Origin of the sequence: Devosia soli, assembly GCF_000970455.1 — a bacterium.
In the GTDB taxonomy this organism is placed as follows: Bacteria; Pseudomonadota; Alphaproteobacteria; order Rhizobiales; family Devosiaceae; genus Devosia; species Devosia soli.
Map to the genome: position 1 here is coordinate 327,810 of NZ_LAJG01000048.1, position 24,051 is coordinate 351,860.

Here is a 24,051-nt window from a genome sequence, read left to right on the forward strand (position 1 = left end):
TCCGGTGAGATGGCGACGTTCAACGATTTCGCGCCATCAATCCACGAGCAGCGTCACCGTGATCCGCTCGTCGAACGACCAGCCGCCCAAAGAGAGAACTGCTCCGGTCGCGTCGCGCACGATCGGCGCTGTGCGGATAGCCTCTGCGGGCGTCGTCACCTTGAAGCCCAAAACCTCCTCGAGCCGGTGACGTGGAAAGAAGTCGGTGGGGGCGGCAAAGAGGCCGGTTTCGGCCGAAACATTGGTGATGCGGAACCTCTCGTCCCAAACGATCGGTTCGCCAGGGGTAAGGAGCTTTTGCTCGGGCAGCGCCCTGCCCGGCTCCCGCGCCACGAGCACTGATCCATCCTTGACACGAATGATCGTGCCCAAAAGCGTCGTGCCGCGGGGCAGCGTCCCGCTTGTCAGTTGCTCGAAGAGCCGTTCGACCTGCCCCAGCGCCCGGGTTTTCTGCCGGCCACCGACAACGGCGAGCACCCGGCTCAGGATACGACGGCCGACGGCAGGACCGAGTTGGCCGAGCGCTGCAAGAGACATGGAGGCCGCCCCGAAACCATCGAGCGTCACAAGTTCAGCGAAGGCGCCATCGGCAAGCTGGGATAGCGCCTCATCGGCCTCCGCCATGCGGGCAGAGAAGCGGGCCAATGCAGCGCCGTCGAGCCCCTCGCGCGCTAGAGCCGGGAGGAGGCGCCGCCAGCGGACGCGCTCGTAGCTTTCATCGTCATTGGATGGATCATGCACCGGTGTGAGGCCAGCGTCGCTGACGATTGCAGCGAGCATGGCCGGCTCCACATCGAGCAGCGGGCGAAAGACGCGCACCCCCTCGACTTCGGAAAAGACGCTCATTCCGCTCAGGCCATCAAGCCCGCTACCATGAGCAAGGCGCATGAGAATGGTCTCGGCTTGATCAGCCCGATGATGCGCCGTCAGCAATACCTTGGCGCCATCGCGCTCCATGGCCTCGCCGATCAACCGGTAGCGCGCCTGCCGCGCAGCTTCCTGCAATCCGCTTTCGGGATGGTCACCGTCCCAGACAAGGCCACGAAAGGCGAAGCCGAGACGCTCGCTTTCCGCGCCAACCATGGCGACTTCACCAGCGGCTTCGGGCCGCAGGCCATGATCGAGACTGTAGACGATGATGACTGGACCCTGCGCCAGTTGCTCCGTCCAGCGCCGAACCAGCAGCATCAGCGCCAGGCTGTCGGGTCCACCCGAAACGGCAAGCCCGATAACGGCATCGCCGGCGACCGGGGCAAAGAGCGCAGCAAGCGCCGCGGGATCTGCGAGGTCCGGGGTCAAGCCGGCGGGCATTCGGCCTTGGCTTTCTCCTCGCCCAACCGCGTCAGGAAGGCCGGTGGCAGGGTGGTGTAGCGCTTATCGACTTCGGAGAAGGTGCGGCAGGCCGTCTCGCGCTCGCCGGCCCCAGAAAGAGCCATGCCGAGCTTGAGCAACAGGTCCGGGGCACGGGCATGATCAGGATGCTTCTGGAAAGCATCGAGAAGTACCTCGGCTGCCTGGTCGTACTGCTGCTGGTAAATGAGCGATTCCCCAAGCCAGTTTGCCGCGTCGGTCACTTGCGGATTGTCCGGATAAAGCGACACGAACTGCTCGAACTGATCGGTGGCAAAGGCATAGTCGCCAGAAACCATGGCTTCATAGCCAGCGGCAAACTGCGCATCGGCATCGGCATTGCCCGAAGGCGTTGCGCCAGGATTATAGCTCAGGTCCAGCGGCTGGCCGGTGGCAAGATCGATACCGCCGGCCTGACCGGTGCCAACCAGCGGATCGCCCGATTGGCCGAGATCGTCCATCGGCGCGGCATTTGTGTCCGTGAAAGTCGGATCGAACTCGACTTCGCCGGGCAGCGGCTTGACGCCCTGCTCGGGAATGTCAGTCAGAGGCACGGCGTCTTCGCCCGTTGGGGCCGGGGTCTGGATTTGGGGTTGGGCCTGCGGCGACGCCTCGGGCGGCGTCGCGCCGCCAGATTGGGTCACCGCATCAGTTTTTCCCCCAGCACCGCCTTCCAGCTGCTGGAAGCGGAACTCATTGTCTTCCTGCATGCGGTTGATGATTTCCTGCATCTGCGTGAGCTGGAAAGTCAGGCCTTCGACCTGGCCGTTGAGGACGCGCAATTGCTCTTCGAGCTGTTGGATGCGGACAAGCAATTGTGCCTGATCGGCCTGCGCCACCAGCATCCGGTCCGGCTGGGTATTGTTGAGGGCCAAGCCGCCCAGTTCGCCGGGAAGGATCATGCTCTGGGCATTGGCCGCTGGCGCATAGAGCCCCAATCCCATCGCCACGGCGCACAAACCGGCGCGCGCCTTTCTGTTCAACGTTCCAAGCTGCACGCCTCTGCCTCCGTTCGATGATACCGCGCCTACATGGGTATCATTGGCCTGCCGATAAAGGCCAATTTTGGCCAAAACAAACCACCCGGCCCACTTTCGTGGCGCCGGGCGTTCTTGCCTCCAGTTCTTGCGACTGGAAATTCTGGTTATTGCACCACGGTAACGGCGCGGCGGTTCTGGCTCCAGCAGGAAATGTCGTTGCAGATGGCCACCGGACGTTCCTTGCCAAAGGACTGGCTGGTGATGCGGCCACCATTGACGCCCTTGGACGTCAGGTAGTTCACGACCACCGACGCGCGGCGGGCGCCGAGCGCGATGTTGTATTCGCGGGTGCCGCGCTCGTCGGCATGGCCTTCGATGAGGATGCGGTAGTTCTGATACTGGTTGAGCCAGGCTGCCTGCTTGTCGAGCGTAGCCATGGCTTCCGAGGTCAGCGAACTCGAATCGGTTTCGAAGAACACGCGATCGCCGACCGTGACGATGAATTCCTGCTGGCTGCCCGGCGCACCCCCGCCAGGTCCCAGATTGCCGGCGCCGGTCAGGCCAACGGCATCATTGGAACTGCGCGAACAAGCAGCGACGACGACGACGAAAAACAGCATCGCGGCAGCGCGCAACGCAGTGTTCAGGGGTGCGGGAAGGGCCACGGTTAGCTCCAGAAAAGGCAACAATCTTAAGAGCAGCATTTACCGCGCTTAATCTTAAGGCCGGGTTTGTCGGCATGGTTAATCTTTGCCTATCGCGGCGCGAATGTGGCAGAAATCCGGGCTTTTCCGTGGCGTTGCCAAAGCGCAACAGGTTTTGGCATCAATCACGTTAAGGTTAAGCTCGCCCGGCAACAGATGACAAAAAGGGGGGCTGAAGCCCCCCTTTCGTGCTAGCTGCGAAGATTGGACCAGGATGGGTCCGAAGCGTAGGTTTCAGTTGCAATCGTCAGCGGGTTACGACCCCAGATATCGACGCTCATGAGGCGCGGGCCGTCATTGCCACCCGGATCCTGGAAAAACATGATGACGCGACCATTCGGTGCCCAGGTCGGACCTTCCGCGTGGAAGCTCGAATAGAGAAGGCGTTCGCCTGAACCGTCGGGTGCCATGACGCCGATATGGAACTGCCCACCCGACTGGCGCGTAAAGGCTATAAGGTCACCCTTGGGCGACCAAACTGGCGTCGAATAGCTGCCTTGGCCAAAGCTGATGCGCTGCGCATTTCCGCCCCCGGCGCCCATCATGTAAATCTGGGGCGAGCCGCCGCGATCGCTCTCGAAGACGATGCGGCTGCCATCGGGCGAATAGGATGGGCCGGTATCGATCGCAGCACCGGAGGTCAGCTGCACGGGCGAACCGCCACCGGTGGAAATGGCGTAGAGGTTGGTCGCGCCACCCTGTTCGACCGAAAAGGCGACGGTGCCGCCATCGGGAGAAAAGCGTGGCGCGAACGTCATGGCGCCGACATTGGCGAGGCGCTGCTGCTGGCCCGAAGAAAGCTGCAGCAGATAGACCTGCGGATTGCCGTCGGCAAAGTTCATATAGGTGACCAGATCGCCATTGGGCGCAAACCGTGGCGTCAGCGCCATGGTCGAGCCATCGGTCAGATACTGCACGTTGGCGCCATCCTGATCCATGATCGCAAGGCGGCGCGTGCGGTTGGCCTTGGGGCCGCTTTCCGCGGTGTAGATGACGCGGGTATCGAAATAGCCCGTGCCGCCGGCGAGCTGCTCATAGATGGCGTCCGACACGATATGGGCAATGCGGCGCGCCGAATTGGGATCGGTATTGTAGCTCTTGCCGACAACCTGCGCGGCCTGCTGCGTATCCCAGACGCGCACCGAAGACGAAATCTGGCCACCACGCTCGACCGAGCCCATGACGAGCGCATCGACATTTGCCGTGCGCCAGACGTTGAAATCCGGCGTCCCGTTGACGTCGCCGACCTGCACCGGCAGCGAGGCCGGATCGAGCGGCAGGAAAAGACCGGACCGGCGAAGATTGTTGCGCACGATATCGGCGATTTCGCGCCCGAAATTGGGGTCGGACGAAGCGAAATCGGGAATGGCGATCGGCAGCGGCTGGAAGTTGGCGCCTTCGACGACGATGCGCAACTGCGCCATGGTCATTTGCGAGGTGGCGAGAAGAGCGCTGCCGGCCAGGCCAAGCTTGAGTGCAGAACGCCGGGTAAGAAGCGTCATGGTCTTTGTTGTCTCCAATTTCGCTGTTGGCCGAATTGTGGCCAGCACAAAGGCAAATTCAAGGTCAGGGTTGCAGGTCGACTTCGAGCGTCTTCCAGACGTCGTAGCTCTCTGCGGAAAAGGAATAAGGCGCACAACGTTCCACGGCACGAATGGCACCGGTCGCGAGGCGCTGCGCGGCTTCGGATTTATCCGGATCGATAACCGAGGCGTCGGTCACTGCGCCGTCTAGCGCGAGCGCCACGCGCAGCTTGACGCTGCGGCCGCTGCCGATATCGGCAGGGGCGATCGTCCAGCAGGATTTCACCTGTTCGACAAACGCCTCGAGTTCAACTTGGCTTACCTCCTGAGCTTCAGCGCCAGGAGACAACAGCGCGACGATGGCGAGCGCGGTTAGCGGGGCGAGACGGGTCATGGACGAAGCTCCACCTCGATCGACTGCCATTCGTTGTAGGAATCCGAGGACAGCATGGAATATGGACCGCACTGGACAACGGCGCGCTGAGCAGCGCGGGCAATGCCCTGGCCCGCCGGCGTCGGGTCAGCCGACACGATCTGCGGCGTGCCGTTGACACTGCCGTCGGGGTTCATCGACATGCGCAGGGTCACGTTCATGCCCGAGTTGAAATCGCTCGGGAGCAGATTCCAGCAGGTCTTGATCTTGGCGACGAGCCCGTCGATCGCCGATTGGCTAAGGCGCGCCGAGGTGCCGGTCGTGTCGCCAAGCGTCGGCGAACCACCCTGCCCCGTCGTGCCACCGGTGGTGGGCGCATTGTTGATGATGGCGCTGATGTCGTCGGCAAGGTCAGAGTTAAGGGCGGTCGGGCCAGACGGGGTCGGCGTTGGCGTATCGTTCTGGGCAGTATTTTGTGCAGCCGCGGCAGCAGCCTGGCGCTTGCGCTCTTCTTCCTCCCGCTTCTTGCGCTCCGCTTCGGCGGCAGCAAACTGCTGACGCAACTGGGCAAGATTGCTTGGACGCGCAGCCGGGGTCGGCGCGTTGACGGCGGGCGCCTCGGGTTCGGGCGTCGGTTGGGGCTCTGGCTCTGGCGCCGGCTCAGGCGTTGGCGCAGGTTCAGGTGTCGGCGCCGGCGTCGGCTCAGGCGTTGGGGTTGGCTCGGGAGCGGGAGCCGGCGTCGGGCGAGTCTGTGGAATCGGTGGCGCCGGCGTCGGCGCTGGGGTCGGTGCCGGCGTGGGTGTAGGTGCGGGCTCAGGCTCTGGCGCCGGATCAGGCTCTGGCGCCGGTTCAGGTTCGGGCGCCGGCTCGGGGACGGGTTGGGGCTGCGGGGTAGGCTCGGGCGCCGGTGCGGATTCGGTCACCGGGGCAGGCGTCGGAACGTCCGCAGGCGACGGCGTCGGCTGGTCCTGCTCCGTATTGCCCGTTGGCTGGGCGAGTTCGGCGGGCTGATCGCTCTCGACGATGGACGGCGTTTCGGTATCGACCACGGTGCTGTCGAGCTGGCCGGCGCGGATATTGGAATATTCCTCGACCGGCACGAGATCGACCGAGATGGATTCAACGACAGGCGTCAGCGGCTCGGTCGATCCAAGATTGATCAAACCAAGCACGATCAGCAGCACGTGGACTGAAGCTGAGACGACAACGCCTGTCCGCATCGGCCTATTGCTCGCCGCGTTCGGTGACGAGCCCGATCTTTGAATAGCCTGCCGCCGAAAGTAGCCCCATGACGCGCATTACCGCCCCATAATTGGCCGTGGTATCGCCGCGGAGGAAAATGCGATCCTCAGGCGTCGCTAGGCCAGAAACGGTGGTGATGAGGTTGGCTTCGTCGACCGGCGTTTCATCGACATAGATGGCGCCTTCCGGCGTCACCGCCACGGTGATCGGCTGGGTCTGGCTTGGCATGTCTGCCGCCGCCGATTGCGGCAGGTCGACCGGCACGCCGGCCGTCATCATGGGCGCGGCAACCATGAAGATGATGAGCAGCACCAGCATCACGTCGACCATCGGCGTGATGTTGATTTCGCTCATTACCGCTTTCCGGCGACCGCGACGGCGGCGTCCGCCGCCCCCGCCTCCGCCGCCTGCTACACCCATGCCCATATCAGCGGCTCCGGGCTTCGAGCTGGCGGCTCAGAATGGTCGAAAATTCGTCGGCAAAGCCTTCGAGGCGGCCAATCATCTTGCCGGCGTCAGCAGAAAGCTTGTTGTAGGCGATAACGGCTGGGATAGCCGCGACAAGACCGATAGCCGTCGCAAAGAGCGCTTCGGCGATCGGCCCGGCAACAACCGCCAGATTGGTCGAGGACGATGCCGCGATATTGGTAAAAGCGTTCATGATGCCCCAGACTGTCCCGAAAAGACCGATAAAGGGTCCAGCAGATCCGACCGTGGCGAGAAAGCCCAGGCGCTTTTCCAAAAATTCGCTTTCGCGGGCGATGGCGACATCGAGCACCTTATCAAGGCGCTGCTGCATGCCGACAAAGCTTGCCGCATTCTGCTCGTGGCTGCGCTTCCATTCCTTCATGGCAGCGACAAACACTGCTCCCATGCCACCCGAGGATTTTTCAGACTGCTGCTGGTAAAGCTCTTCCAGTGACTGGCCCGACCAGAAGGTGCGCTCGAAGCGATTCATCTCGGCCTGCGTCCGGCGATACGCAATCGACTTGTCGACAATGATGGCCCAGCACCAGACGGAAGCGCCGAGCAGGCCCAGCATCACCGACTTGACGACGATGTCGGCCGCCCAGAACAGTCCCCAAATGGACAGGTCGGCATGCGGAGCCGCCGCTCCCACTGCATCCATGGCTTCCATGAAGTGATCCTTTCGGCCTGGCCCAAGCGCCCGGCCCCATACATTGGTGCGATGGGGGCGGAATCTGTCAAAATTAAGAGAAATGCCCTGAAAGCCGGGCTTCTCGGCCCCGCCCTCAGCGCAATCGCTCCTTTGACTCGATTATGGTGACCAAGTGGTTAAGAAACAGATTCCGCTGACAAGGAAGTCAATGGTCGCCTGCGAAACGTGCACGCAGTTCCGCAGGAAGACGCGCGGGCCCACCGCTGGTTTTGATCGCCACGACCACTACCTTGGCTATTGTCAGCACCGTCTGGTCACGCAGAATTGTCTGCTTGAGCGATAGGCGAACGCCGCTCGTGTCCGTGACTTCAGTGGTCACAGTGAGAAGATCGTCAATACGCGCGGCGCCGAGGAAATCGATCTCCATCGACCGCACGGCAAATGCGATGCCCTTCTCAATCAACTCGAAATGGTGGATTCCGAGATCGCGCAAGAACTCGGTGCGGCCGCGCTCGAAAAATTTCAAATAGGCCGCGTGATAAACATTTCCCGAGAAATCGGTGTCTTCGTAGTAGATGCGCACCGGAAAGGCGTGGATTGTCATGCCGAGCGCTCGTCGAAGACGATATGGGTATGCCCCGATGGCAACTTACGCAAAAACTCGGGCAGCCAGCGCGGCAGGAGATTCGCTTTCTCCAGAGCATCGCCCTCCAGTAGTACCCAGTAGAAGTACAGGTCATGCCCCTCGTCACGCCGCTCGAGCCACGGGGAAGCGCCGTTCGGCCCCTCTCCCGGCAAGGTTACGGCGTAGAAAAAACCGAGCTCATGAAAATCTTCGCCCTCGCGACGATAGAAACTCTCGGACGTAGCCAGCATAGCGCCGATTTCAGCCGGCAGAGCGATTTCCTCGGCAATCTCGCGGGTGAGGCTCAGCCGGCTATCCTCACCCAGTTCGACTCTCCCGCCTGGGAGCATGGCATAATCGTCGTCATCTTCCCGGCAGATCAGCACATGGCCGTCGACAACAATGACTGCCGCCACGCGATAATTGAAGCGACCATGCGAGAGCGGGAAGCTGATGACGTGCCGCTCAACCATGTCGGGCTCCAAGTTCGATCAGGACGATTTCGGGTGGCGCATCGAAACGCAACGGAAGCCCGGAATGCCCGAGGCCTGCGCCGACGATCAGATGGCGGCCCTCTTCGACGATATGGCCATGCAGATAGCGGCGCCCGTAGCGCGACGGCACGACTGGCGCATATCCGAAAAAGCGGATTTGCCCATGATGAACATGACCCGACAGGGTCAACGCCACCCGCTCCGGCACTTCGGGAAAAATATCTGGCTCATGCGCCATGAGGATGACGGGCGCATCGTCACCAACCTTGGCCAGGGTACCATCGAGATCGGCGAGGCGACGGCCATCTTCATGTTCGGCGATCTGATCGCCAAGGCCGGCAAGCCAGAAGGACGTTTCGCCTGTTCCAAGACGGACGGCCTGATTGACATAGACAGGGATGCCGACGCTCTCGAGCGCAACAAGCGCCTCCGGACGTTCGAGCACACGGTGCCGCTTTCGCGCGATACGCGGATAATCGTGATTGCCGAGAACCGCATGGACACCAAGTGGCGCCTTGAGGCCGCCCAATGGCTTGGCCCAGGCATCGGCGGTCAGATGGCGGCTGAACCGTGGACCTTCCTCGAAATCGCCGAGGAGCAGGACAATGTCGGCTCCAAGCGCATTGGTTTTTCGGACGATTGTTTCCAAGGCATCGACACCGAGCCAGGGTTCGGCAACATGAAAATCGCTCAACATGGCGATGCGCAAGGGAAGATCGGATGGCCAGTTAAAGACCGAAGGCGCATAGCGCACTATCCTGATGCCGTCGTTTTCGATCCAGCTATGCGCCCCGAAAAGGTGAAGAAGGCGCTGGATGGGATGCCCCATGGGTCAGTCCTGCCCCTCTTCGCCCTCAAAGAGGCTGGCCTGCATCCCGACAAATCCTTGCGGCACCGCCTTGCCCAGATGCTGGAAGGCGATGGCGGTCAACATACGCCCGCGAGGCGTGCGCTGGATAAAGCCCTGTTGAAGCAGATAGGGTTCCACGATCTCCTCGATGGCGTCCCGAGGCTCGCTGAGCGCGGCCGCGATGGTCTCGATCCCGACAGGACCGCCATTATAAAAATCGGAAATCGTCGTCAGATAGCGCCGGTCGAGCTGGTCGAGGCCACGCGCATCGACATCGAGGCGCAGCAGCGCCTTGTCGGCCAGCTTGCTGTTGACCTCCGCAGCGCCATCGACCGTCGCAAAATCTATAACGCGCCTCAAGAGCCGTCCGGCGATACGCGGCGTGCCGCGCGATCGGCGCGCAATTTCGAGTGCGCCATCAGGCGCCATGGGCATGCCCATCAGCCGGGCGCCGCGTGTAACGATCTGCACCAGCTCCTGCGGCGTGTAAAAATTGAGCCGGACAGGAATGCCGAACCGGTCGCGCAGGGGTGTCGTCAGGAGGCCTGCGCGGGTGGTCGCGCCGACAAGCGTGAACTTGGCGAGATCGATCCGCACCGAGCGGGCAGCAGGCCCCTCGCCGATGATGAGATCGAGCTGGAAATCCTCCATCGCCGGATAGAGCACTTCCTCGATCGCGGGATTAAGGCGATGAATTTCGTCGATGAAGAGCACGTCCCGCTCTTCAAGATTGGTCAGCAGCGCAGCAAGATCGCCCGCCTTGGCGATAACCGGTCCAGACGTGGCGCGAAACCCGACGCCGAGCTCCTTGGCAATGATCTGCGCCAGGGTGGTCTTGCCGAGCCCCGGCGGACCGACAAAAAGCACATGGTCGAGCGCCGAACCGCGTTTTTTTGCTGCCTCGATGAAGACCTCGAGATTGGCGCGCGCATCAGCCTGCCCGACGAAATCGGAAAACCCAGAAGGGCGTAGTGCGACATCGAGCGGCTCATCGCGACCCGCGGCAGGAGAGGTGAAAGACGTCACTGGCTAAGCTCCCGCAGCCCGAGGCGAATGAGCTTTTCAGTGGCGGTGTCCTCACCTTCCTTGGCGACGACGCGGGCAAGCGCAGCCGAAGCCTGGGCACTGGAGTAGCCAAGGTTAGTGAGCGCCGAAACGGCATCGGCGACATTGCTCGATGCCACGCCTTCGCCAAGAGCACTCTGCAGCCCCAGCGTCCCTGCGTCGACCGCACCGATGGCGGGGACTTTACCCTTGAGTTCTGTAACGATGCGGACAGCCAGTTTTGGCCCGACGCCATTGGCGCGGCCGACCATGGCCTTATCCTGCAGCGCCACGGCGCTCGATAGTTCGGATGGCGTCAGGACCGAAAGGATGGAAAGAGCGACGCGCGCGCCGACACCCTGGACGGTGGTGAGCAGCAGGAACCACGATTTTTCCGCCTCGGTCGCAAAGCCGAAAAGGCGGATCAGATCCTCGCGGAGGATAGTTTCGATGAAGACGACTGTTGCTTCGCCTACGCGCGGCAGCGATTGCAACGTGCGCGTCGAGCAATGCACCTGGTAACAGACGCCGCCGCAGTCGATCAGCACCCAATCGTCGCCAAAACCGTCTACCAGCCCCTTGAGCTTGCCGATCATGCCACCGCTCCCATCCGCTTCAACGATACGCGGTGGTGAACGTGACAAATCGCAACGGCCAGCGCGTCGGCAGCGTCGGCACCTTTGAAACTGGCGGTCGGCAGAAGGGTGCGCACCATCAATTCCACCTGGTTCTTTTCTGCATGGCCGGTGCCGACGACGGATTTCTTTACGAGGTTCGTCGCATATTCCGCAACGAACAGGCCGTGCTGGGCCGGCGTCACCAGCGCCACACCACGCGCCTGCCCCAGAATCAGCGCCGAGCGCGGACCGGCATTGACGAAGGTTTCTTCCACCGCTGCTTCATCGGGGCGATGGGCCATCAGCACTTCGGCAAGCCCTGCTGCAAGTGCCACAAGCCGATCGGCCAGCGCGCCATCGGTCGGCGGGGTCACGGTTCCGGCGGCGACGAAACTCAGGCGATTGTCTTGCGCATCGACCACGCCCCAGCCACAGCGGCGCAGGCCTGGGTCGATACCGATGATTCGAACGGTTCTGCTCATGGGGCTCTTTCTATCAGCTTCGCCGAACCTACCAAGACTTAAGTGAACAAAGCAGAAACCCGATGGCAGCATGGTCTGGGGATATCTGCAAGTTTACGCATCGGCGAAACCCGTATTTCATAAACTGCCGCCTAACGTCGCTTCCGGGACGCAGGGACGGATGATGCAACGAGTCGATGGCGCAAGGCCTCGGCTCGCTCGTCAACACTTCTCAAATCGTCGGGAGTAGATGGGGATCGCCTTGGCGATCGCCGGTTCAGTCTTGCACTATCTGACTAGGGGCCTCGGCCCAGCTTCGCCATTTTGCAGTATCGAGGACAGGGCACACCATGACGTCACCACGCACGATCCATGCACTGCAGGGCTGGTCCAGCGTTGCCAAGTGGACAGTGTTCGGCCCTGTAGCCTGCATGGTTATCGCGCTGGTCTACAATGCCATCGCCTTTGCCGACCTTGGCCCCGAAGCGTTGCGGCGATCCCTGTTGTCGGCAACGATTCTGCCGGCCCTTGTGGCGAGCCCGTTGTTCTTCTATTTTTCAGTGCGTCTGCGCAACCTCGCCATCACTAACCGGAGGCTGGGGCTCGTGGCACGTACCGATAGCCTCACCTCATGTCTCAACCGGGGTGCGTTTACGGCACGCGTTGAGACTGTGCTCGATGGGGAAGCCGCCCTCGAGGCCGGCGCGCTCCTCATGATCGATGCGGACAATTTCAAAGCCATCAACGACCTCTTCGGCCACGATGCCGGCGATGAGGCGCTAACCATTCTTTCCCGCTCGATCCGTTCCGTTCTGCGGGCCGGGGATCTCATCGGCCGCATGGGCGGCGAAGAGTTTGCCGTCTTCCTGCCGCGCGTCGATCAGAAAAATGCCGAGGCGATCGCCGAAAGGATCAGGCGGGTGGTCCAGCTGGCCCAGTTCGCTCCACGCGGCCAGGCCTATCCACTGACGGTCAGCATCGGTGGCGCAGTCTTTAATAACCGCACCAGCTTTGCCGAACTCTTCCGCATCGCGGACCAGCGCCTCTATGGCGCCAAGCATTCAGGGCGCAACCAGGCGGTGATCGTCCATGCCCTCGATCATCCATCCATCGCATTGAGAAAAACGGCATGAAAAAAGGCGGCCTGGGCCGCCTTTTCTTCGCATGCATTTGAGGGCACCGGTCAGCTGGCGAGCTTGGCCGCGTCTTCGTCGCTCATGTCGAAGTTCGAATAAACGTTCTGCACGTCGTCGTCTTCTTCGAGCGTGGCGATCAGCTTCATCAGCGTCGCGCCTTTTTCGGCGTCGATCGGCGTCTGGTTCTGTGGACGCCAGATGGCCTTCACAGATTCTGCTTCGCCCAGCACCTTTTCAAGCGCAGCCGAGACTTCGGCCATCGCTTCGAAGGAGGTGTAGATGTAGTGGCCCTCTTCGTCGCTCTCGACGTCATCGGCACCAGCCTCGATGGCTGCTTCCATGACCTTGTCTTCCGAGCCAGCCGAAGCTGGATAGGTGATCTCGCCGACGCGATCGAACATGAAGCCAACGGAACCGGTTTCGCCGAGCGCGCCGCCGTTCTTTGAGAAATAGGAGCGCACGTTGGATGCGGTGCGGTTCCGATTATCCGTCAGTGCCTCGACGATGACGGCAACGCCGCCGGGACCATAGCCCTCATAGCGGATTTCGTCATAGTTTTCGCCGTCGCTACCAGAGGCCTTCTTGATGGCGCGGTCGATATTGTCCTTGGGCATAGACTGGGCACGGGCATTGGCCACCGCGAGGCGCAGGCGAGCGTTGAACGCCGGGTCGGGCTGGCCCATCTTGGCCGCCACGGTGATTTCGCGCGCGAGCTTGGAAAAGACCTTGGAGCGGGCAGCATCGGACTTGCCCTTGCGATGCATGATGTTCTTGGCGTGGGAATGGCCAGCCATTCGGAACCTCGGATTTTCGTATTTTGATGGGGCTTATAGGGGGCGGCAGGGCAAAATGGAAGGGTGTGCACAAGCGGCGCGCAGGGCCTGTGTCGTCATTTCATGACTGCAGCTGACGCTTAGCGATGTTAACGCCCCCGGAGACAAGAGGCTCAAAAAGCCGGGAAGGCCTGGTTGAGCGTGCCGCCGATCCGCACTGGCAGGGCCCGGCTCGCAAGTCCGGTCTTGGGATCGGTCTCGACCGCGATCCCGCAGAGTGTCGCCTCCCCCTCGGCGGGTGTGAACCGGCCATTGGGGATGCCCGTCAGAAACCGGTTGAGCGGCTCTTCGGCATCGACCCCGATAATCGAATCATAGTCGCCGCACATGCCGGCATCGGCCATGAGCGCCGTACCGCCCTTGAGGATGCGGTGATCTGCAGTCGGGATATGGGTATGGGTACCGACGACCAGTGTCGCCTTGCCATCGAGAAAATGACCCATGCCCTGGATTTCCGAGGTCGCCTCGGTATGAAAGTCGACGATGACGGCGTCCACCACTTCCCCCAGTGGCGCTGCCGCAAGCGCGGCCTCGACGGCCCGGAAAGGGTCATCCACCGGCTGCAGGAACACGCGGCCCAAGGCATTGACGACGAGGACGCGATGACCATTCCGGCCCTCGACCATCATGGCGCCACGTCCTGGCGCGCCGGGAGCGAAATTGATCGGCCTGATCAGGGTCTGTTCGCGTTCGATATAGCTCAACGTCTCGCGCTGATCGAAGGCGTGATCGCCGAGCGTTACGATGTCGGCGCCGGCATCGCGTAGCCCGTGAAAATGCGCTTCGGTCAGGCCGCGGCCATGGCTGGCATTTTCGCCATTGATGACGACGAAATCGAACCCATAAGTGGCAATAAGGCCCGGCAGACGCTCGCTGACCGCATCGCGCCCCGAGCGGCCGACCACATCACCCAGAAACAAGAACTTCATGAACTCTCCCCGAAGAAACGCACGCCCTCTTCGGTCACAACGGCATCGAGTGGGATATCGTGCCCCTCGCGCGGAATTTCGTCAAACGCCTGGGCGGCGAAGGCAAGACCGACCAGCATCGGGCGTACGGCAAGGGTTGCCAGCGTCCGATCGTAATAGCCCCCGCCATAGCCAAGGCGCGTACCCTGGCCATCGAAGCCAAGAAGCGGCATGAGAATGAGGTCCGGCGCGCGACGCGGCGCCAGGTCTGCCGGCGCCAAGGTCCCGAAACCAGCCTCATAGAGCGGCGCATCCGCTTCCCAGACGCGGAAGTCGAGCGGCTGGTCCGGTCCGTCGACAACCGGCAGCACAACGACCTGCCCGCCATCCATCAGCCGGATAAGGATAGGCTGGCAATCGAGCTCGTCGCGAATGCGCCAATAGCCCGCCACGGCATCGTCGGGGCTGAAGGCGATCTTGTCGAAGAAATGAAAACACACAGACTTTGCAGCGTCGGTCCGAAATTCGGGCGACAGTGCCTCGCGGCGGGCGCGGGCCGCTTTGCGCAAGGCCGCCTTGGCGGTGTCGATCCCCTCATCCGCCATATGCCCTCATGCTCCGGAACCGAAATTGAAGCGCCGCCCTGGCCGTGGGACGAGCGATCCCGGGAACCTACTCACGTAGGTGGGCGCCGTATGTCCGAGCCCACGGGCCCGGTCAGGGACAGCTCCCTTAGGATCGATTAAGGCCCCGGGGATATGTGTGTCCTCACGCGCCGGGCAGCGAGCAAGATATAGGCGCTTCGGAACCGGCGCGCAAATGGCGTACAGCTGCTTAAGCGCAAAATATGAGGGAAATCATCGGGAACCGGGGCAAAGCCCCGGCCCGGGTCAGCAGGGTCCTGCTATTACTTCTTAAGCGCTTCTACGCCCGGCAAGGGTTTGCCTTCCATCCATTCCAGGAAAGCGCCGCCGGCGGTCGATACATAGGTCAGCGCATCCTTCACCCCGGCATGGGCCAATGCGCTGACGGTGTCGCCGCCGCCGGCAACGGAAACCAGGTGCCCGTCATGCGTGCGCTTGGCGACGTGTTTGGCGATTGCCACGGTACCTGCATCGAAAGGCTCCATCTCGAAGGCGCCGACCGGACCGTTCCAGATCACGGTATGTGCGTCATCGATCGCGCCATTGATACGCTCGATCGACTGCGGGCCGATGTCGAGGATCATCCCATCGGGATCGATCGCATCGACGCCATAAAGCCGCGTCGGCGACTTGGCCTTGAAATGCCAGGAGACGACGGCATCGACCGGCAGGATGATGGCGCAATTGGCCTTGTCGGCCTTATCCATGATGCGGCGCGCCGTATCTGCGAGGTCCTTTTCACACAGCGACTTGCCGACGCCATAGCCCTGCGCGAAAAGGAACGTGTTGGCCATGCCGCCGCCGATGACGAGACCATCGACCTTGGTCACGAGATTTTCGAGAAGGTCTATCTTGGAGGAAACCTTGGCGCCACCGACAATGGCGACCACCGGCTTCTTGGGCTTGCCGAGGCCCTTTTCGAGCGCGTCGAGTTCGCCCTCCATGGCAAGGCCCGCTGCGGCGGGGAGAAGGTGGGCAAGGCCTTCGGTCGAAGCGTGAGCGCGGTGGGCGGCAGAAAAGGCGTCATTGACATAGACGTCGCCGAGGCTCGCCATGCGCTTGGCCAGTTCAGGGTCGTTCGCTTCTTCGCCAGCATGAAAGCGCGTGTTTTCGAGGACTAGCACCGAGCCGGCTGGCGCCTCCGCGATCGCCTGCTTGGCAGCGCCGACATCTGTCCAATCAGTCGCGACAAAACCCACAGGATGGCCGGTGACGTCGGCTACGGCGGAACAGACCTGTTCGAGCGAAAATTCCGGATCGACCTTGCCCTTGGGCCGGCCGAAATGGGAGAGCAGCACCACCTTGGCGTCGTGCTTGACGATTTCACGGATGGTGGGCACGAGACGCTCGATGCGCGTCGCATCGGTCACCTTGCCATCGGCCACGGGAACATTGAGGTCCGCCCGCAGCAGCACGACCTTATTGGAAAGATCGAGTTCGTCGAGGGTCTTGAAGTGCTCGGTCATCGCCAGGCTCCGAAAGGCAAACGAAACTTGGGTCTGGCCTATCAGAGGCGCGCTGATCGGGGAAGCGCTTGACGCATATATTCCGTCAACCAGCCCGAAAGTTGCGGAATCACGCTCTGACAAGATTGGGCAAAGGGCGACGACTTTAGCGCGCGTCGATCATCTTGATATGGGAGTTGCAGTTCTGCATTGATCCGAGCAGCCCGCGCCCTCGCTTACTCCCGCTTGAAATATCCGGGATAATCGATCACGACCCCATCCCCGTCAATCGCAACCACGGCTTCGAAACCTCCCGACTGGAAGCGGAAGTGGTCGGCGTTGATCTTGGTGTAAATCTGTTCGTCGCGCCGGATTTCCATGGTGGTGGCGTCGATCCAGACGATAGCGAAGTTTTGCGCTTTCCCCACCGCCCAGTCGCTGCGCCAGATAGGCAGGGAATTGGTCATCGGCGTGGGCCAGATGTCGACATCGACGCAACCCTTGAGCGCCGGGATCGGCTCGGCTCGGTCGTCCGACCACCCGCCTTGGCCATCGCAGAAAAGCTCCAGCGCCTTGCCATCCGAGCGCTCGATCTTGAGCGTCCGCGTATGGCCGCTCTCATCGAGCTTGATGCGATAGAAGAGGCCGAAATCGGGACCGATGATGGTGCTGCGGATGCGTGTGTCGCGATCGTTGGCAATGACATGACAATGCTCGATGGTGGCAAGGTCGAGGCCCCGCCACCGAAAGGATTGATTAAGGGACAAGACGCTTCTCCACAGGGAAGCGGCATTTCCAGCAAATGTGCACGCCGAACGCAAGAGCGGTGCGGCCGAATGCGGACCGCTTCCCTTGGCGTCAAGGATGTAAAGAATCAGGCAGGTGGCGTCACACCATCGCGGATCGTGCGGAATGCGTCGATCGCTTCATCCAGCGTCTCGGCATCGGCGACACAGGAAATAGCCGTGCGTCCCTTTGCGGTTTCGAGCATGGAGAGCACGAGACGGACATTTTCCGCGCCCTCCTGCTTGGGCACGGCGATGAATTCGTGGCCATTGTAGCCCGCCAGTTCGAACGCGGTGTCGTCCTCAAAGGTAAAGACAGGCGACATGCTTTGCTTGGCCATATCGACCCATTCGGGAGATCCGACCATGGTGTTGATCTCTTCCTGGCTGAGATCAGCGTTCTGCGGGGCCGGTGCGAAGCTGACCTGGCAAAGGTAGGCCTCGCCCTCGAAATTAGCCGGGGTGCCTGAGGCGGATTTGACGCCGAAATTGGCTGAATATTGCGCCTGCGGCGGCGTCGCCTCGACGATGAAATCGTCTGAAAGATTGACCCCGAGACCGGTAGCTTCGTCCTCGGCGGCCAACGCCGGTGCAGCGATGGCAAGCGAAGCGAAAGAGATGGCGGTCAATAAGCGCATGAAAAAGGCTCCGTGTTGAAAACGGAGCCCAGCTAACGGGTGTAATGGCACGAGAATGTGACGAGCCACAAAAAAGCCCCGCCGAAGCGGGGCTTTGAATTTTAGAGCGTTGCCGCGAAGGCCGCGGTCACATCGCACATCCGGTTCGAGAAGCCCCATTCATTGTCGTACCAACCCATGATGTTGACGAAGTTGCCGTCGATCACCTTGGTCTGGTCGAGCAGGATCGTGCACGAATGCGGATCGTGGTTGAGGTCGCTCGACACCAGCGGCTCGCGCGTGAAGGTCATGACGCCCTTGAGCTTGCCTTCGGCGGCAGCGATGAGTGCATCGTTGACTTCCTGTGCGGTGGTGGCTCGGCCGGCGATGAACTTGAGATCGACCAGCGACACGTTCGGGGTCGGCACACGGATCGAAACACCGTCGAGCTTGCCCTTGAGTTCGGGCAGCACGAGGCCGATGGCTTTGGCGGCACCGGTCGAGGTCGGGATCTGCGAGAGCGCGGCAGCGCGGGCGCGATAGAGATCCTTATGCATCGTATCGAGCGTCGGCTGGTCGCCTGTATACGAGTGGATCGTCGTCATCATGCCCTTCTCGATGCCGACGAGCTCATTCATGATGAGCGCCATCGGCGCAAGGCAGTTCGTGGTGCACGAACCATTGGAGATGACGACGTCGTCCTTGCCGAGAGAAGCGTGGTTGATGCCATAGACGATGGTCTTGTCCGCGCCGTCGGCGGGAGCGGAAACGATCACCTTCTTGGCGCCAGCCTGCAGGTGCGCCGAAGCCTTTTCCTTGGACGTGAAGATACCGGTGCATTCGAGCACGATATCGACGCCCATGGCAGCGTGCGGCAGTTCGGCCGGGTTCTTGACGGCGGTGACCTTAAATGTCTGACCGGCGGTCTTGATGGTGTCGCCTTCGACGACAACGGCATGCGGGAACTTGCCGTGCACGCTATCGTAGCGCAGCAGGTGGGCATTGGTTTCAACCGGACCGAGATCATTGACGGCAACCACTTCGATGTCGGTGCGGCCGGATTCGATGATGGCGCGCAGGATATTGCGGCCGATACGGCCAAAACCATTGATGGCGACGCGAACTGCCATGTTTAGATGCTCCTGAGGGAGGAAAGGAGAAAGGGAGGCGCGGCTCTCTTACAACTGTGCGGTGACGGCTTCAACAACGGCCTTGGACGTAATGCCAAAGTGGGCATAGAGCGCATCGATCGGGCCGGAAGCGCCGAAGGAGTGCATGCCGACAAACCGGCCCTTGTCGCCCAAAAGCTTGTTCCAGCTCATCTCGATACCGGCTTCGACCGCGACGCGGGCCTTTGCGGTATCCAGCACTTCGGCCTTATAGGCGTCCGGTTGCTTGGCGAAGAGCTCCATCGACGGGACGGAGACGACGCGCGCCTTGATACCCTGGTCGGTCAGTGTCTTCTGGGCTTCGACGGCGATCGCCACTTCCGAGCCTGTCGCAAAGATCACGGCATCGGCGTCGGCAGGACCGACGAGCGTATACGCACCCTTGGCCGACTTGTTTTCGGCTGAATTCTCGGTGCGAACGGCAGGCAGGTTCTGGCGTGACAGCGCAAGGATCGACGGCGCCTTTTCCGAGGTCATCGCCAATTCCCAGCATTCGGCGGTCTCGACTGCGTCGGCCGGACGGAAGACGAGGAGGTTGGGGATGGCGCGGAGGGCCGAAAGGTGTTCGACCGGCTGGTGCGTCGGGCCGTCTTCGCCGAGGCCGATGGAATCGTGGGTCATGACGTAGATGACGCGCTGTTCCATCAGGGCCGATAGGCGGATGGCGGGGCGGGCATAGTCGGTAAAGACCATGAAGGTGCCGCCATAGGGAATAAGGCCGCCATGGAGCGCGACGCCGTTCATGGCAGCGCCCATTTCGTGCTCGCGAATACCATACATCATATAGCGGCCCAGGCGGTTGTCGGCCTGGAAGGGCAGCGTTTCGGGGGTATTGGTCAGGTTCGAGTGCGTGAGGTCGGCAGAACCGGCCAGCGTTTCCGGCACGGCCTTGTTGATGACTTCGAGCGCCATCTGCGACGCTTTGCGGCTAGCAACCTTGGGCTTGTCGGCGACGAGCTTTTCCTTATAGGCGGCCATGGCCGAGGCGAAGTCGGCCGGCAGCTTGCCGGACATGCGGCGGACGAACTCATCCTTCTTGTCGGACTTGGCAAGACGCGCTTCCCACTCGCCGCGCACGTTCTGCGAGCGGGTGCCGGCAGCGCGCCAGGCGTCAAGAATGTGCGATGGAATTTCAAACGCCGGATAGTCGATGCCGAGTGCCTGCTTGGCGCCGGCTAGTTCTTCGGCGCCGAGCGGAGCGCCATGCACCTTTTCCGTGCCGGCCTTCTTGGGCGCACCAAAGCCGATCGTGGTCTTGGCAGCGATCAGCGTCGGCTTGTCGGTCGAGGCCTTGGCCTCGAGCAGCGCCTTTTCGATGGCATTCTGGTCGTGGCCGTCGATCTCGATCGTGTTCCAGCCCACGGCCTTGAAGCGGGCGATCTGGTCGGTCGAGTCCGCGTTCGAGACCTTGCCGTCGATGGTGATGTTATTGTTGTCCCAGATGACGGTCAGCTTGTTGAGCTTGAGGTGACCGGCGAGCGAAATCGCTTCCTGGGAAATGCCTTCCATGAGGCAGCCGTCACCGGCGAGCACCCAGGTGTGGTGGTCGACGATATCCGAGCCGAATTCGGCAGCGAGCTTGGCTTCGGCAACGGCAAAGCCGACCGAATTGGCAAGACCCTGGCCGAGCGGGCCGGTCGTGGTCTCGATGCCGGTGGCGTGGCCGAATTCGGGGTGACCGGCGGTCTTGGATCCGAGTTGGCGGAAGTTCTTGACCTGGTCGATGGTCATGTCCTCGTAGCCGAGCAGGTAGAGCGAGGAATAAAGCAGCATCGAGCCGTGGCCGGCCGAAAGGATGAAGCGGTCGCGATCGGCCCAGTGGGGGTTCGCGGGATCGAACTTCATCACCTTGGTAAAGAGCACCGTGGCGATATCGGCGCAGCCCATGGGCAGGCCCGGATGTCCGGAATTGGCTTTTTCGACCGCATCCATGGCCAAGGATCGGATCGCATTGGCCAGTTCGTTCTGCTGGGCTGTGTTCGTCATGGATAGGCCGCTCTCTTGGTGCTGAGGAAGGCTGGGAAACAGGGGCAAGAGGCCGGGCCGGCCTCCTCCCAAAGGCGGGGTTGAGGCATAACAGGTTCGTCCCTTCTGTCAATGTCACCGGCAGGGCAAGCCGTCCAGTTGCCGGGCCGATTTCGGGCTTTTCGCGCGGCTGCGCCGTTGCAATGGCGCCCGGCTTCGGGCAGGCTGGCCCGGTCCTGAATCGACGTTGAGTTAAAGGTTGTTGCGGCCAATGGATCATAACGGGGTTGAAGACGGCCTTGCCGCGGCCACCGCCCGGTTCGATGCGGCCATGGCGCGGCTCGACCAGAGCCTTCAGGATCTGACCGGCCGCATGCAGCGCCTCAAGCGCATCGAGGTCGATACCCAGCGCCTCGTCCAGGAGCGCGCGCGGCTTGCGACCGAACTCGACAAGACCTCCGCCCGCGCCAAACGGCTCGACGACAGTGCTCACGATGTGTCCCGCCGCCTTGTTGAGGCCATGGAGACCGTGCGTTCTGTTCTCGCCAAGACGGAGTAGCCGATGCCCGAAGTCAATGTCGAGATCAATGGACGCAAGTATCGCATGGCCTGCGAGGAGGGCCAGCAAGGGCACCTGATTGCGCTGGCCGAACGGTTCAATGCCAGCGTCGAAAGTCTCAAGGGTGCCGTCGGTGAAATTGGGGACAATCGCCTTACCGTCATGGCCGGCATCGCCGTGCTCGATGAACTGGCTGAAGCCGAACGCCGGATCGCTGCGCTCGAGGCGGAAGTCGAAGAACTGACCCAGGCCGGCCATCAGATCGCCGACGAACTTGAAGCGACGGAACAAGCTTTTGCCGGTAAGCTCGATCAGGCGGCGAGGGTTTTGAACTCGATTGCCGGTGTCCTGGACGAAACAGCGCCGTTGCAGAGCTAGAATATCCCTCAACCGCCGAAGTCCCCCTCCCCTTTGTGGGAGAGGGGGGCGGTGAAGCCGAGCCGACTAAAACTTCGCCGTCAACGGATCCGAACCCAAGCGTCCGGTCTCACTATCAAGCCCATTGATCGCCGCCTTATCCTCGGCGCTCAGTTCGAAATCGAAGACATCGAAATTCTCGACGATCCGGCTCGGCGTCACCGATTTCGGGATCACCACCAGCCCTTCTTCAATATGCCAGCGAATGATGACCTGCGCCGGGCTCTTGCCATGCCGCTGGGCGATGTCGGCGATGGTTCGGTCTTGCAGCATCTTGCCCTGCCCCAACGGGCTCCAGCTTTCGGTAATGATGCCTTTCGGTTCATAGCGGGCGCGAAGCTTGCGCTGCTGAAAGCGCGGATGAAGCTGGACCTGGTTAATGACCGGCAACTGCCCGGTCGCGGCTTCGAGCTCGTCGATATAAGTGCCCTCGAAATTGGACACGCCAATCGAGCGGGCCTTGCCTTCTTGCTTGAGCCGCACCAGCGCCTGCCAGGTCTCGACATATTTGCCGCGATAGGCCGAGGGCCAGTGAATGAGATAGAGATCGACATAGTCGGTCCCGAGGCGCTTGAGCGATGCATCCATGGCGCGTAGCGTCTGGTCGAAACCCTGGTCGTCGTTCCAGACCTTGGTGGTCAGAAAGATATCGCCGCGCGCGACGCCGGACTGGCGGATGCCTTCGCCGACGCCTTCCTCATTCTCATAGACAGCGGCCGTATCGATGTGGCGATAGCCTGTCTTGAGCGCTGTCGATACCGCGTCGACCGCGACATCGTTTGGCGTCTGCCAGACACCGAGCCCGATTTGGGGAATGCTGCGGCCATCATGAAAAGTCACGTGAGGTTGCGTGCTCATTCTGCTATCCATCTTTTGGGGAACAAGGTGGGATTGATCGTCACCTTACGATAAACGCAACACGCAGAAAAGTTCCCTCGCTCCCTGCCATACAAGATCATCCTTTCGTCTGATAACCCAAGGTCTAATCGACTGAAGGGGCCAAAAGTCTAATCTCTCGTCACCATTCCGTACCGAGATTAAGGCCGAAGTTCCGATGACCAAGTCGCTCAATGCCATTGCCCAAAAGCTGATGACGCAAGGCCAGGGCATTTTAGCCGCCGACGAGTCGGAAGGCACGATCGCCAAGCGCTTTGCCAAGATCAACCTGCCCAATTCGCTCGACCTGCGCCGCGACTATCGCGAAATGCTGTTCCGCTCGACAGAGGCGATGACCAACTATATCTCGGGCGTCATCCTCACCGAAGAAACGCTCGAACAATCGGCTGCCGACGGCACGCCCTTCCGCGCCATTCTCGCCGACGCCGACGTCATCCCCGGCATCAAGGTCGATCGCGGCGCCTTCCCGATGCCGGGCGACAGCGGCGAAAAGATCACCGAAGGCCTCGACGGCCTCCGCCAGCGCCTCGAACGCTATGCGAGCCTCGGCGCCGGTTTTGCCAAGTGGCGCGCGGTCATCACCATCAATGACGTCGCCCCCACCCGCAACAACATCCGCGCCAATGCCCATGCCTTGGCCCGCTATGCCATTCTCTGCCAGGAAGCCGGCATCGTGCCGATTGTCGAGCCGGAAGTCGTCGGTGATGGCGATCCGGGCAATCACTCGATGGAACGCAGCGCCCAGGTGACCGGCGAAGTGCTCGAGAACGTCTTCAAGGAACTGCGCCTTGCCGGCGTCGACCTTTCCGGCATGCTGCTCAAGCCAAACATGGTGCTGCCCGGCATCAATTCCCGCGAGCGCCCTTCTGTAGAAGACGTCGCCAAGCGCACCGTGGAAGTGCTCAAGGAACACGTCCCGGCCGCCGTGCCCGGCATCGCCTTCCTTTCCGGCGGCCAGACCGACGAAGAAGCGACGGCCCACCTCTCGGCCATGAACCGTATCCCTTATAAGCCCTGGCCTATGACCTTCTCTTATGGCCGCGCCCTGCAGAATGTCGCGCTCCGCACCTGGGCTGGTCGTCGCGAAAACTTCCCGGCCGCACAGGCTGCCTTCACCCACCGCGCCAAGATGAACTCCCTCGCCGCCCTGGGTGAATGGAGCAATACGGTCGACCGCGCCGCCTGATCCGTTCGACGTCCCAACGTCACGACTGGCGTGCCTCTGAAAGGGGGCACGCCATTTTTGCGTGTGCCCCGCATTTCCCCTTTGATGAGGAGGCTGGGCTGGGGTGA

27 protein-coding genes and 1 other RNA gene are annotated in these 24,051 nt (G+C 61.7%); 4 read left to right on the forward strand and 24 right to left on the reverse strand.

What is annotated here, in order from left to right; all coding sequences use genetic code 11:
* Window positions 1-36: 36 nt before the first annotated feature.
* The 14 genes from tilS to ruvC all read right to left on the reverse strand — a co-directional run bounded on the left by tilS (window position 37) and on the right by ruvC (window position 11,404).
* On the reverse strand, window positions 37-1,311 hold the full coding sequence (tilS, locus tag VW35_RS20045) for a tRNA lysidine(34) synthetase TilS (RefSeq protein WP_046144834.1): 1,275 nt from the start codon (window positions 1,309-1,311) through the stop codon (window positions 37-39).
* Window positions 1,296-2,348 carry a tol-pal system protein YbgF gene (ybgF, locus tag VW35_RS20050; protein WP_152662675.1) on the reverse strand — a complete coding sequence of 351 codons (1,053 nt, stop codon included), beginning with the start codon at window positions 2,346-2,348 and terminating at the stop codon, window positions 1,296-1,298. Before ybgF ends, tilS begins: the two co-directional genes overlap by 16 nt.
* Window positions 2,349-2,494: 146 nt before the next feature.
* Window positions 2,495-2,995, reverse strand: coding sequence for a peptidoglycan-associated lipoprotein Pal (gene pal, locus VW35_RS20055; RefSeq protein WP_046144836.1), 501 nt, complete (start codon window positions 2,993-2,995; stop codon window positions 2,495-2,497).
* Between the two features lie 230 nt (window positions 2,996-3,225).
* Window positions 3,226-4,536, reverse strand: a complete 1,311-nt coding sequence (gene tolB, locus VW35_RS20060) for a Tol-Pal system beta propeller repeat protein TolB (RefSeq protein ID WP_052951895.1) — start codon at window positions 4,534-4,536, stop codon at window positions 3,226-3,228.
* 64 nt (window positions 4,537-4,600) lie between these two features.
* The gene (locus tag VW35_RS20065; protein ID WP_046144838.1) at window positions 4,601-4,951 is read right to left on the reverse strand and encodes a hypothetical protein; all 351 of its coding nucleotides are present in this window, start codon (window positions 4,949-4,951) and stop codon (window positions 4,601-4,603) included.
* A complete protein-coding gene (locus VW35_RS21835; RefSeq protein WP_046144839.1) occupies window positions 4,948-6,150 on the reverse strand; it encodes a hypothetical protein in 1,203 nt (400 codons plus the stop codon). The genes VW35_RS20065 and VW35_RS21835 overlap by 4 nt, the downstream gene beginning before the upstream one ends.
* Window positions 6,151-6,154: 4 nt before the next feature.
* Window positions 6,155-6,598 carry a protein TolR gene (gene tolR, locus VW35_RS20075; RefSeq protein ID WP_046144840.1) on the reverse strand — a complete coding sequence of 148 codons (444 nt, stop codon included), beginning with the start codon at window positions 6,596-6,598 and terminating at the stop codon, window positions 6,155-6,157.
* A gap of 1 nt (window position 6,599) precedes the next feature.
* Window positions 6,600-7,301 carry a protein TolQ gene (tolQ, locus tag VW35_RS20080; RefSeq protein ID WP_046144939.1) on the reverse strand — a complete coding sequence of 234 codons (702 nt, stop codon included), beginning with the start codon at window positions 7,299-7,301 and terminating at the stop codon, window positions 6,600-6,602.
* A 196-nt stretch (window positions 7,302-7,497) separates the two neighbouring features.
* Complete coding sequence (ybgC, locus tag VW35_RS20085; RefSeq protein ID WP_046144841.1) at window positions 7,498-7,896, reverse strand: tol-pal system-associated acyl-CoA thioesterase; 399 nt, start codon at window positions 7,894-7,896, stop codon at window positions 7,498-7,500.
* A complete protein-coding gene (locus VW35_RS20090) occupies window positions 7,893-8,390 on the reverse strand; it encodes an NUDIX hydrolase (RefSeq protein WP_052951896.1) in 498 nt (165 codons plus the stop codon). The genes ybgC and VW35_RS20090 overlap by 4 nt, the downstream gene beginning before the upstream one ends.
* Complete coding sequence (locus VW35_RS20095; RefSeq protein ID WP_046144842.1) at window positions 8,383-9,240, reverse strand: metallophosphoesterase; 858 nt, start codon at window positions 9,238-9,240, stop codon at window positions 8,383-8,385. The genes VW35_RS20090 and VW35_RS20095 overlap by 8 nt, the downstream gene beginning before the upstream one ends.
* Window positions 9,241-9,243: 3 nt before the next feature.
* The gene (gene ruvB / locus VW35_RS20100) at window positions 9,244-10,287 is read right to left on the reverse strand and encodes a Holliday junction branch migration DNA helicase RuvB (RefSeq protein ID WP_046144843.1); all 1,044 of its coding nucleotides are present in this window, start codon (window positions 10,285-10,287) and stop codon (window positions 9,244-9,246) included.
* Window positions 10,284-10,901, reverse strand: a complete 618-nt coding sequence (ruvA, locus tag VW35_RS20105) for a Holliday junction branch migration protein RuvA (RefSeq protein WP_046144844.1) — start codon at window positions 10,899-10,901, stop codon at window positions 10,284-10,286. Before ruvA ends, ruvB begins: the two co-directional genes overlap by 4 nt.
* Window positions 10,898-11,404 carry a crossover junction endodeoxyribonuclease RuvC gene (gene ruvC, locus VW35_RS20110; RefSeq protein ID WP_046144845.1) on the reverse strand — a complete coding sequence of 169 codons (507 nt, stop codon included), beginning with the start codon at window positions 11,402-11,404 and terminating at the stop codon, window positions 10,898-10,900. The genes ruvA and ruvC overlap by 4 nt, the downstream gene beginning before the upstream one ends.
* A gap of 329 nt (window positions 11,405-11,733) precedes the next feature.
* Between ruvC and VW35_RS20115 the strand changes: the two genes are divergently transcribed.
* Complete coding sequence (locus VW35_RS20115) at window positions 11,734-12,516, forward strand: GGDEF domain-containing protein (RefSeq protein ID WP_083983079.1); 783 nt, start codon at window positions 11,734-11,736, stop codon at window positions 12,514-12,516.
* Between the two features lie 50 nt (window positions 12,517-12,566).
* On the opposite strand, the gene VW35_RS20120 is transcribed toward VW35_RS20115, so the two are convergent.
* The 9 genes from VW35_RS20120 to tkt form a co-directional block, all read right to left on the reverse strand.
* A complete protein-coding gene (locus VW35_RS20120; RefSeq protein WP_046144846.1) occupies window positions 12,567-13,313 on the reverse strand; it encodes a YebC/PmpR family DNA-binding transcriptional regulator in 747 nt (248 codons plus the stop codon).
* Between the two features lie 152 nt (window positions 13,314-13,465).
* Window positions 13,466-14,281 (reverse strand): TIGR00282 family metallophosphoesterase, encoded by an 816-nt coding sequence (locus VW35_RS20125; protein WP_046144847.1) that lies wholly within the window; start codon window positions 14,279-14,281, stop codon window positions 13,466-13,468.
* Window positions 14,278-14,865, reverse strand: a complete 588-nt coding sequence (locus tag VW35_RS20130; protein ID WP_046144848.1) for a 5-formyltetrahydrofolate cyclo-ligase — start codon at window positions 14,863-14,865, stop codon at window positions 14,278-14,280. The genes VW35_RS20125 and VW35_RS20130 overlap by 4 nt, the downstream gene beginning before the upstream one ends.
* Before the next feature lie 26 nt (window positions 14,866-14,891).
* Window positions 14,892-15,049, reverse strand: a non-coding RNA gene (gene ssrS, locus VW35_RS21165) — 6S RNA.
* 118 nt (window positions 15,050-15,167) lie between these two features.
* Window positions 15,168-16,370 (reverse strand): phosphoglycerate kinase, encoded by a 1,203-nt coding sequence (locus VW35_RS20135; protein WP_046144849.1) that lies wholly within the window; start codon window positions 16,368-16,370, stop codon window positions 15,168-15,170.
* Window positions 16,371-16,585: 215 nt separating this feature from the next.
* Window positions 16,586-17,116, reverse strand: a complete 531-nt coding sequence (locus VW35_RS20140; protein WP_046144850.1) for a putative glycolipid-binding domain-containing protein — start codon at window positions 17,114-17,116, stop codon at window positions 16,586-16,588.
* A 107-nt stretch (window positions 17,117-17,223) separates the two neighbouring features.
* Window positions 17,224-17,772, reverse strand: coding sequence for a hypothetical protein (locus VW35_RS20145; protein WP_046144851.1), 549 nt, complete (start codon window positions 17,770-17,772; stop codon window positions 17,224-17,226).
* 101 nt (window positions 17,773-17,873) lie between these two features.
* Complete coding sequence (gene gap / locus VW35_RS20150; RefSeq protein WP_046144852.1) at window positions 17,874-18,881, reverse strand: type I glyceraldehyde-3-phosphate dehydrogenase; 1,008 nt, start codon at window positions 18,879-18,881, stop codon at window positions 17,874-17,876.
* 48 nt (window positions 18,882-18,929) lie between these two features.
* Window positions 18,930-20,906, reverse strand: coding sequence for a transketolase (tkt, locus tag VW35_RS20155; RefSeq protein ID WP_046144853.1), 1,977 nt, complete (start codon window positions 20,904-20,906; stop codon window positions 18,930-18,932).
* A 250-nt stretch (window positions 20,907-21,156) separates the two neighbouring features.
* On the opposite strand from tkt, the gene VW35_RS20160 reads away from it, so the two are divergent.
* Both VW35_RS20160 and VW35_RS20165 read left to right on the forward strand, forming a co-directional pair.
* Window positions 21,157-21,444: a DUF4164 family protein gene (locus VW35_RS20160; protein ID WP_046144854.1), complete on the forward strand. Its 288-nt coding sequence runs from the start codon at window positions 21,157-21,159 to the stop codon at window positions 21,442-21,444.
* 3 nt (window positions 21,445-21,447) lie between these two features.
* A complete protein-coding gene (locus VW35_RS20165; protein ID WP_046144855.1) occupies window positions 21,448-21,822 on the forward strand; it encodes a cell division protein ZapA in 375 nt (124 codons plus the stop codon).
* A gap of 66 nt (window positions 21,823-21,888) precedes the next feature.
* Here the strand turns inward: VW35_RS20165 and VW35_RS20170 are convergent, their stop codons facing one another.
* Window positions 21,889-22,719, reverse strand: coding sequence for an aldo/keto reductase (locus VW35_RS20170; protein ID WP_046144856.1), 831 nt, complete (start codon window positions 22,717-22,719; stop codon window positions 21,889-21,891).
* 196 nt (window positions 22,720-22,915) lie between these two features.
* Between VW35_RS20170 and VW35_RS20175 the strand changes: the two genes are divergently transcribed.
* Window positions 22,916-23,944, forward strand: a complete 1,029-nt coding sequence (locus VW35_RS20175; protein WP_046144857.1) for a class I fructose-bisphosphate aldolase — start codon at window positions 22,916-22,918, stop codon at window positions 23,942-23,944.
* Window positions 23,945-24,051: the final 107 nt, after the last annotated feature.

Bases quoted from the DNA above. Each gene is read 5' to 3' on its own strand.
- tilS (WP_046144834.1), bottom strand. From the start codon at position 1,311: ATGCCCGCCGGCTTGACCCCGGACCTCGCAGATCCCGCGGCGCTTGCT.
- tolB (WP_052951895.1), bottom strand. From the start codon at position 4,536: ATGACGCTTCTTACCCGGCGTTCTGCACTCAAGCTTGGCCTGGCCGGC.
- VW35_RS20065 (WP_046144838.1), bottom strand. From the start codon at position 4,951: ATGACCCGTCTCGCCCCGCTAACCGCGCTCGCCATCGTCGCGCTGTTG.
- VW35_RS21835 (WP_046144839.1), bottom strand. From the start codon at position 6,150: ATGCGGACAGGCGTTGTCGTCTCAGCTTCAGTCCACGTGCTGCTGATC.
- tolR (WP_046144840.1), bottom strand. From the start codon at position 6,598: ATGGGCATGGGTGTAGCAGGCGGCGGAGGCGGGGGCGGCGGACGCCGC.
- tolQ (WP_046144939.1), bottom strand. From the start codon at position 7,301: ATGGATGCAGTGGGAGCGGCGGCTCCGCATGCCGACCTGTCCATTTGG.
- ybgC (WP_046144841.1), bottom strand. From the start codon at position 7,896: ATGACAATCCACGCCTTTCCGGTGCGCATCTACTACGAAGACACCGAT.
- VW35_RS20090 (WP_052951896.1), bottom strand. From the start codon at position 8,390: ATGGTTGAGCGGCACGTCATCAGCTTCCCGCTCTCGCATGGTCGCTTC.
- VW35_RS20095 (WP_046144842.1), bottom strand. From the start codon at position 9,240: ATGGGGCATCCCATCCAGCGCCTTCTTCACCTTTTCGGGGCGCATAGC.
- ruvA (WP_046144844.1), bottom strand. From the start codon at position 10,901: ATGATCGGCAAGCTCAAGGGGCTGGTAGACGGTTTTGGCGACGATTGG.
- ruvC (WP_046144845.1), bottom strand. From the start codon at position 11,404: ATGAGCAGAACCGTTCGAATCATCGGTATCGACCCAGGCCTGCGCCGC.
- VW35_RS20115 (WP_083983079.1), top strand. From the start codon at position 11,734: ATGACGTCACCACGCACGATCCATGCACTGCAGGGCTGGTCCAGCGTT.
- VW35_RS20120 (WP_046144846.1), bottom strand. From the start codon at position 13,313: ATGGCTGGCCATTCCCACGCCAAGAACATCATGCATCGCAAGGGCAAG.
- VW35_RS20125 (WP_046144847.1), bottom strand. From the start codon at position 14,281: ATGAAGTTCTTGTTTCTGGGTGATGTGGTCGGCCGCTCGGGGCGCGAT.
- VW35_RS20130 (WP_046144848.1), bottom strand. From the start codon at position 14,865: ATGGCGGATGAGGGGATCGACACCGCCAAGGCGGCCTTGCGCAAAGCG.
- VW35_RS20135 (WP_046144849.1), bottom strand. From the start codon at position 16,370: ATGACCGAGCACTTCAAGACCCTCGACGAACTCGATCTTTCCAATAAG.
- VW35_RS20145 (WP_046144851.1), bottom strand. From the start codon at position 17,772: ATGCGCTTATTGACCGCCATCTCTTTCGCTTCGCTTGCCATCGCTGCA.
- gap (WP_046144852.1), bottom strand. From the start codon at position 18,881: ATGGCAGTTCGCGTCGCCATCAATGGTTTTGGCCGTATCGGCCGCAAT.
- tkt (WP_046144853.1), bottom strand. From the start codon at position 20,906: ATGACGAACACAGCCCAGCAGAACGAACTGGCCAATGCGATCCGATCC.
- VW35_RS20160 (WP_046144854.1), top strand. From the start codon at position 21,157: ATGGATCATAACGGGGTTGAAGACGGCCTTGCCGCGGCCACCGCCCGG.
- VW35_RS20165 (WP_046144855.1), top strand. From the start codon at position 21,448: ATGCCCGAAGTCAATGTCGAGATCAATGGACGCAAGTATCGCATGGCC.
- VW35_RS20170 (WP_046144856.1), bottom strand. From the start codon at position 22,719: ATGAGCACGCAACCTCACGTGACTTTTCATGATGGCCGCAGCATTCCC.
- VW35_RS20175 (WP_046144857.1), top strand. From the start codon at position 22,916: ATGACCAAGTCGCTCAATGCCATTGCCCAAAAGCTGATGACGCAAGGC.